Raw genomic sequence first — 537 nt, 5'->3', positions numbered from 1 at the left:
CCCGGCTGTCGGTCAGCGACGAGGTGGCAAACGCCAGCCGCGACGGCACGTTGGTCTTGATCAGCCCGGTGACCACGTCCACCGACGGGCGCTGGGTGGCCAGCACCAGGTGGATGCCGGCGGCGCGGGCTTTCTGGGTGATCCGCACGATGGCGTCCTCGACGTCACGCGGCGCGGTCATCATGAGGTCGGCCAACTCGTCGACGATGGCCACCACGTAGGGGTAGGGCCGATACTCGCGCTGGCTGCCCAGCGGCGCGGTGATGGCCCCGGATCGCACCTTGTCGTTGAAGTCGTCGATGTGGCGCACCCGGGAGGCCTGCATGTCCTGGTAGCGCTGCTCCATCTCGTCGACCAGCCAGGCCAGCGCGGCCGCGGCCTTCTTCGGCTGGGTGATGATCGGCGTGATCAGATGCGGAATGCCTTCATACGGCGTCAGTTCCACCATCTTCGGGTCGATCAGGATCATCCTGACCTCTTCCGGGGTGGCCCGGGTCAACAGCGACACCAGCATGGAGTTGACGAAGCTGGACTTTC

Annotated in this window: 1 protein-coding gene; it reads right to left on the bottom strand. The window is 66.3% G+C overall.

The window, feature by feature from the left end; genetic code table 4:
- The coding region (locus FJR74_RS08430; protein WP_140915073.1) for an FtsK/SpoIIIE domain-containing protein at positions 1–537 on the bottom strand (537 nt) is incomplete at both ends.

Origin of the sequence: Metamycoplasma neophronis, from assembly GCF_006491995.1 — a bacterium.
Classification (GTDB): Bacteria; Bacillota_I; Bacilli_A; order Mycoplasmatales; family Metamycoplasmataceae; genus Metamycoplasma; species Metamycoplasma neophronis.
The sequence above is the reverse complement of the archived record's forward strand: the minus strand, read 5'-3'. Positions and strand labels throughout refer to the sequence as shown.